Consider the following 6,797-nt stretch of genomic DNA (forward strand, 5'->3'; position numbering starts at 1 on the left):
TCTAATTTTTCATAAAACGCAATACATTCTTCATAAGTAGTGGATTGATTGCCATTACCACGTTCAAAAGGTGTGGTAAAATTGTTTTGTGAAAACACAGAAATAGAGAAGAAAAGCAAACTTATTTTTAAAAAACGCATAGTTGAGTTTGATTTGATTTTCAAAAATAAAGAATCTTTTTGAGGTAGAATTTTATAATTCGTAATTTTTAATTAATTGGCTTTATCTTTGCCACATGAGTCAAAATCCATATTCCAACAATGTACTATTGAATCTTGGTATTCAAAGTTTAAACAAAATGCAAGAAGTAGCGCAACAAGCTATTTTGAATGAAGATAATGTGTTATTGCTTTCTCCAACAGGTTCGGGGAAAACGTTAGCTTTTTTATTGCCAATTTTTCAATTATTAGATGAAGATGTAAAAGGTGTGCAATGCTTAATTTTAGTGCCATCACGCGAATTAGGTTTGCAAATTGAACAAGTTTGGAAAAAAATGGGAACGCACTACAAAGTTAATACGTGTTATGGAGGTCACTCGATAGAAACGGAATTCAAAAACTTAAGTAATCCGCCAGCGTTGTTAATTGGAACACCAGGAAGAATTGCCGATCATATAGAACGAGGAATTTTTGCTACCGATAACATCAAAACCTATGTTTTAGACGAATTTGATAAATCGTTACAATTGGGTTTCCATGAGGAGATGTCGTATATCATTGGAAAAATCACTAAAGTAAACAAACGTATTTTGGTTTCTGCGACTTCAGGTGTTGAAATTCCGAAATATACGAAGGTGGTCAATCCGAAAGTGTTGGATTTTATTCCAAAAGAAAAACAGAATGATAATTTAGATATTCGTATCGTATTTTCGAAATCTAAGGATAAAATTGATTCTTTGTTTCAGTTGATTTGTTCTTTAAATTCAGAAGCTGCCATTATTTTTTGTAACCATAGAGAAGCAGTGGAACGTATTCATGATATGTTGACTCAAAAAGGCATTATTTCTACGTTTTATCATGGTGGATTAGACCAAGACGAACGCGAACGTGCTTTGATTCAGTTTAGAAATGGTAGTGTTTCGTATTTGATTACGACCGATTTAGGTGCGAGAGGTTTGGATATTCCAGAAATGAAACACGTAATTCATTACCATTTACCCGCAAAAGAAGACGAATTCACACACCGAAACGGAAGAACCGCTCGTATGTTAGCCACCGGAACAGCTTATGTTTTGGTAAACGAAACCGAAAAGAAAGCCGATTATTTTGATTACGGAAAACCCCGTTTAGATGTTTCTTATGCCAAATCATTACCAAAAGCGCCTTTATATCAAACGCTTTACATCAGCGGAGGAAAGAAAAACAAGTTGAATAAAATTGATATCGTTGGTTTCTTTTCACAAAAAGGGAAACTAGAAAAAGACGATATTGGATTAATCGAAGTCAAAGATTTTATTTCGTTTGTAGCGGTGAAATATCCAAAAGTAAAATCGTTATTGCAAAACATCAAAGAGGAGAAAATGAAAGGGAAGAAGTATAAAATTGAAGTAGCGAGAAAGGTGATTAAGAAAGAGGAGGAGTAAAATGATTTCGCACAATTGTCCATTATGTAATTCCATAGCAACGCTTTTTTGCGAAAAGCCGAAACATTTGTTTTATAAATGTAATACTTGCGATGGCATTTTCAGACCAAAAGATACTTTCTTGACCGCTGAAGAAGAAAAAGCGCATTACGAAAAACACAACAATGATGTTTTTGATGAACGCTATCAAAACTTTGTTTCACCAATCGTAAATGCTGTTTTACAAGATTTTTCTCCAGAAGCTAATGGTTTGGATTTTGGTTCAGGAACAGGTCCGGTGATTGCTAAAATGTTGACGGATAAAGGCTATCAAGTACAGAATTACGATTTGTTTTTTGCGAATGATGTAGCACTTTTAAATCAAAAATACGATTACGTTTCGTGTTGTGAGGTAATGGAGCATTTTCATAAACCTTCCAAAGAATTTGAATTATTGAAAAGCTTACTACTTCCGAAAGGTAAATTATATTGCAAAACAGCCATTTACCACAATCAAACACCTTTTGAAAATTGGTATTACAAAGATGATTTTACCCATGTTTTTATTTACCAACCCAAAACATTAGAATGGATAAAAAATGAATTCTACTTTTCGAATTTAATAATTAAAGAGAAATTGATTGTGTTTGAGAATTAAAAACACGAATTTCACGAATTTCCACTAATCTTTTCGTGCTGATTTGTGAAATTCGTGTTAAGTCTATTTTTTATCCAAAACCGATTCTGGAACTAACTGAGAAATGTCGCCACCATTTCGCAATACATCACGTACAATACTCGAAGAAATGAACGAAGTTCGAGCAGCAGTTAATAAGAAAACGGTTTCAATTTTCGACATTACACGATTGGTATGAGCAATGGCTTTTTCGAACTCAAAGTCGGCTGGGTTTCTTAGTCCACGTAAAATAAAATCTGCTTTTTCTTTTTTGCACAAATCAATCGTTAAACCTGAGTAAGTGATGACTTTTACTTTGGGTTCGTCTTTAAAAGCTTCTTCGATGAATCGTTTTCTATCTTCTAAGGAAAACATGTATTTTTTTTCGGCATTAACACCAATCGCTACAATTACTTCATCAAATAAAGAAACGCCTCTTTTGATAATATCGAAATGTCCGTTAGTAATTGGGTCAAACGAACCTGGAAATATTGCTTTTCTCATAGTTTATTTCTTTAAAGCCAATTCAATAGCGTTTTCAAATAATTCTGGTAATGAAATTCCAGCTTCGCGAGCCTGTTGTGGAAGAATACTTTCGGTTGTTAAACCTGGAATTGTATTCATTTCTAACATGTGTGGTTCGTTATTTACAATAATGAATTCACTTCTCGAAAAACCTTTCATTTTTAATACTTCGTAAGCTCTTTTAGCAACCGTTTCGATTTTTGCTTTTAATTCATCCGAAATTCTGGCTGGCGTAATTTCTTTCGATTTGCCTAAATATTTCGCTTCGTAGTCGAAAAAGTCGTTTTCCGATACGATTTCGGTAATTGGTAAAACCGTAACAGTTCCTTTATAATTAATTACACCAACTGAAACTTCTGTTCCGTCAAGGAAATTTTCAATAATGATTTCGTCGTCTTCTTTATAAGCGTTTTCAATAGCTGGAAGAAATTCTTCTCTAGTTTTCACTTTCGAAATTCCGAAACTTGAACCCGATTTATTTGGTTTTACAAAACAAGGTAAGCCCACTTTCGCTAAAATAGCATCTACTTTAATTTCGTCGCCTAAATTCAAATAATATGATTCTGCTGTTTTGATTCCGTAAGGCTTTAAAACCGATAACATATCGCGTTTATTGAATGTTAATGCTGCTTGATAATAATCGCAAGAAGTTTGAGGAATATTTAATAATTCGAAATACGCTTGCATTAAACCATCTTCACCTGGCGTTCCGTGTATTGCATTAAAAACGACATCAAAATTGATTTTTGAGCCATTAACCGTTACAGAAAAATCGTTTTTATCAACTGGGAATTCAGCATCATTTTCATCTACATACACCCATTTTTCTTTAAAAATATGAATACGATACGGATTAAATTTATTGCGATTAATATTGTTAAATACAACATTTCCGCTGGTTAACGAAATTTTGTACTCGCTAGAGTAACCTCCCATGATAATGGCAACGTTTTTCATTTTGAAATTCTAAAAGTGATACACAAAAATACATTATTTATTGATAAGTATAGTGCTTTTGCAAGATTCTGAAAGAAATATTTTAAATAAATACCCGTTTTAAAGTGTTAAGAAATGAAAATGAATTGCATCGAAATTTCTTTTTGAATTTTATATCTTTGTCAAAATATCATTCTGTATGAGTTTATTTAAATATTTAACTAGTAGAACTTTTTTTACTCAGGCATTTATAGCTTTTGCAATTGTTGTGGTTTTTACTTTTATAGTAATCCAATTACTTGATTTTAGAACCAATCATGGGCAGGAAATAAAAGTGCCCGATTTATCTAAAATGAAATTAGAAATTGCAGAAGAGAAACTAAACGAATTAGATTTAGAAGTTTTTCTATTAGATACAGTCGAATTTAATGCCGATTTTCCACCTTTTACGATTTTAGAGCAAGATCCAAAAGCAGGAAGTTTGGTAAAAGATGGTCGTAAAGTCTATGTGAAATTAAATGCTGGTGAATTTACAGAAATTACTATTCCAGAATTTAAGGATAAAACGTTTCGACAAATTTCTGCAACCATAAAATCATTAACTTTAAAAGAGGGGAAAATTACTTATAAACCTCACATTGCAAAAGATATTGTATTGCAAATTTTTCAAGATGGTAGACGATTGAGAGCAGGAGATAAGGTAAAGAAAAATTCGACATTAGATTTTGTTTTAGGCGATGGAAAAGAAGTGTTTAACGAAGAGACTTTTAGTTCTGAAGAACCAGCTGATACATTACCACCAACAGAAGAAGTACAACCAGCAGAATTTAAAGAAGGAGATGGCGGATTATAATGTAGGAACCGAACTCGAAGACGAGTTATACGAACATCATCGTTTTGAAGCAAGTAAAGGTCAATCGGCTTTGCGTGTGGATAAATTTTTGATGAACATGATTGAAAATACCACCCGAAATAAAATTCAACAAGCGGCTGAAAAAGGTTCGATTTTAGTGAATGATGTTCCTGTAAAATCGAATTACAAAGTAAAAGCTGGTGATGTTGTACGTTTAGTTTTAGCGCATCCAACTTACGAGCAATTACTAACACCCGAAAATATTCCGTTGGATATTGTGTATGAAGACGACCAATTGTTGGTGATTAACAAACCAGCCGGAATGGTAGTACATCCAGGTCACGGAAATTATTCGGGAACTTTGGTGAATGCGTTAGCCTATCATTTTGAGAATTTACCCATGAACAGTTCGGAACGACCAGGTTTAGTGCATCGAATTGATAAGGACACTTCAGGATTATTAGTGGTTGCGAAAACGGATTTTGCTATGGCATATTTGACTAAACAATTTGCTGAAAAAACTTCGGAAAGAGAATATGTTGCATTAGTTTGGGGAAATATTGAAGAAGAAGAAGGAACCGTGGAAGGTAACATTGGTCGTCATGACACGAATCGCATGCAAATGGCTGTTCATTCAGATGAAGAAAAAGGTAAGCCAGCAGTAACGCATTATAAAGTTTTAGAACGATTTGGATATGTTACTTTAGTTTCATGCCAATTAGAAACGGGAAGAACGCATCAGATTCGTGTTCATATGAAGCATATTGGTCATACGCTTTTTAATGACGAACGATATGGAGGTGATTCCATCTTGAAAGGAACGACGTTTACTAAATACAAGCAGTTTGTTGAGAATTGTTTCAAAGTGTTACCTAGACAAGCACTTCATGCCAAAACATTAGGATTTGAACATCCCATCACAAAGGAATTTTTACGTTTTGATTCTCCAATTCCACAAGATTTACAAGAATGTATTGATAAATGGAGGGTTTATTCAAAAGCGCAAACATTTACAGAAGAATAAAAGAAAATATTTAAAAATTAGAGCCTCCAAATTAAAAGATAGTTGGAGGTTTTTTTATGGCACTATAATTAAATCTTATAAAACTCATAAACCAACTTTTGTATATTTTCGTATTTTTGAAAAACAGAAATTAGAAACTATGAAAATTGTTATATCACCAGCTAAATCTTTGAATTACGAGAGTCCGTTACCGATTTCAAATTACACAGAACCTGCTTTTTTGTCGAAATCGGAAACCATTCAAAAAACGTTAAAAAAGAAAAAACCGAAGCAATTAATGGAGCTTATGGATATTTCTGAAAAGTTAGCCGAATTAAATTGGCAACGCAATCAAGAATGGAGTGTTCCTTTTACGCCTGAAAATGCACGTCCAGCAGTTTATGCTTTTGATGGTGATGTTTATACCGGATTAGATGTGTATTCTTTGCCGACAGAAAAAGTAGCTGTTTTACAAGAAAAATTGCGAATACTTTCAGGTTTGTACGGACTTCTAAAACCTTTAGATTTAATGCAACCGTATCGTTTAGAAATGGGAACTTCAATCGCCATTGGAACGAAGAAAAATTTATATGAGTTTTGGAAGAAAACCATCACAGATGCCTTAAACAAAGAACTTAATAAAGACGAATTATTTTTAAATTTAGCAAGCAACGAATATTTTAGTTCGGTCAATACAAAAGCATTAAAAGTTCCAGTAATTACTCCAGAATTCAAAGATTATAAAGATGGAAAATTAAAAATGATTAGTTTCTTCGCAAAAAAGGCAAGAGGCTTAATGGTGCGTTATATTATGGATACTAATGCTGAAACTATTGAAGATTTAAAAGGTTTTAACTATGAAGGTTATGCTTTTGATGCGAATTTGAGTAAAGGAAATACTTTAGTTTTTACAAGATAGTTAGTTGTCAATCCAGTTTTTTAAGATTTGTTTGCCATGTGGAGTCATGATACTTTCAGGGTGAAATTGTACCGCTTTTACATCATAAGTAACATGTCTTAAAGACATAATTTGCTCATTTGAATCCTCGGAAGTTATGATTAATTCTTTGGGTAAATTTATTTTATTTACAACCCATGAGTGGTATCTACCTACAATAATTTCGTTAGGGATATCTTGAAAAAGTGTATCATTTTCAATAATAATTATTTTGGTTGCTACACCATGATACACTTTTTCAAGATTTATTAATTTTCCACCAAAAACTTCTCCAATTGCTTGTAA

The 6,797-nt window shown here is 32.9% G+C and carries 7 protein-coding genes and 1 pseudogene; 5 read left to right on the forward strand and 3 right to left on the reverse strand.

What is annotated here, in order from left to right:
- Window positions 1-235: 235 nt before the first annotated feature.
- Together Q0075_RS09620 and Q0075_RS09625 are read left to right on the forward strand one after the other, a co-directional pair.
- Window positions 236-1,582: a DEAD/DEAH box helicase gene (locus Q0075_RS09620; protein WP_297869317.1), complete on the forward strand. Its 1,347-nt coding sequence runs from the start codon at window positions 236-238 to the stop codon at window positions 1,580-1,582.
- Between the two features lies 1 nt (window position 1,583).
- Window positions 1,584-2,219: a class I SAM-dependent methyltransferase gene (locus Q0075_RS09625; protein ID WP_297869318.1), complete on the forward strand. Its 636-nt coding sequence runs from the start codon at window positions 1,584-1,586 to the stop codon at window positions 2,217-2,219.
- Window positions 2,220-2,282: 63 nt separating this feature from the next.
- Here Q0075_RS09625 and coaD read toward each other — a convergent pair whose 3' ends face one another.
- Entirely contained in the window at window positions 2,283-2,741 is a 459-nt protein-coding gene (coaD, locus tag Q0075_RS09630) for a pantetheine-phosphate adenylyltransferase (protein ID WP_297869319.1), read from the reverse strand.
- 3 nt (window positions 2,742-2,744) lie between these two features.
- Window positions 2,745-3,719 carry a D-alanine--D-alanine ligase gene (locus Q0075_RS09635; protein ID WP_297869320.1) on the reverse strand — a complete coding sequence of 325 codons (975 nt, stop codon included), beginning with the start codon at window positions 3,717-3,719 and terminating at the stop codon, window positions 2,745-2,747.
- A 178-nt stretch (window positions 3,720-3,897) separates the two neighbouring features.
- Here Q0075_RS09635 and Q0075_RS09640 point away from each other — a divergent pair, with 178 nt between their 5' ends.
- From Q0075_RS09640 to yaaA, 3 genes are all read left to right on the forward strand, one after another.
- A complete protein-coding gene (locus tag Q0075_RS09640) occupies window positions 3,898-4,551 on the forward strand; it encodes a PASTA domain-containing protein (RefSeq protein ID WP_297869321.1) in 654 nt (217 codons plus the stop codon).
- On the forward strand, window positions 4,538-5,575 hold the full coding sequence (locus Q0075_RS09645; protein ID WP_297869322.1) for an RluA family pseudouridine synthase: 1,038 nt from the start codon (window positions 4,538-4,540) through the stop codon (window positions 5,573-5,575). Before Q0075_RS09640 ends, Q0075_RS09645 begins: the two co-directional genes overlap by 14 nt.
- Window positions 5,576-5,714: 139 nt before the next feature.
- A complete protein-coding gene (gene yaaA / locus Q0075_RS09650) occupies window positions 5,715-6,473 on the forward strand; it encodes a peroxide stress protein YaaA (protein WP_297869323.1) in 759 nt (252 codons plus the stop codon).
- On the opposite strand, the pseudogene Q0075_RS09655 reads toward yaaA, so the two are convergent.
- A pseudogene (locus Q0075_RS09655) lies at window positions 6,474-6,797 on the reverse strand (gamma-glutamyl-gamma-aminobutyrate hydrolase family protein); the annotation flags it as partial.

It is taken from the genome of uncultured Flavobacterium sp., assembly GCF_937967675.1.
GTDB lineage: Bacteria > Bacteroidota > Bacteroidia > Flavobacteriales > Flavobacteriaceae > Flavobacterium.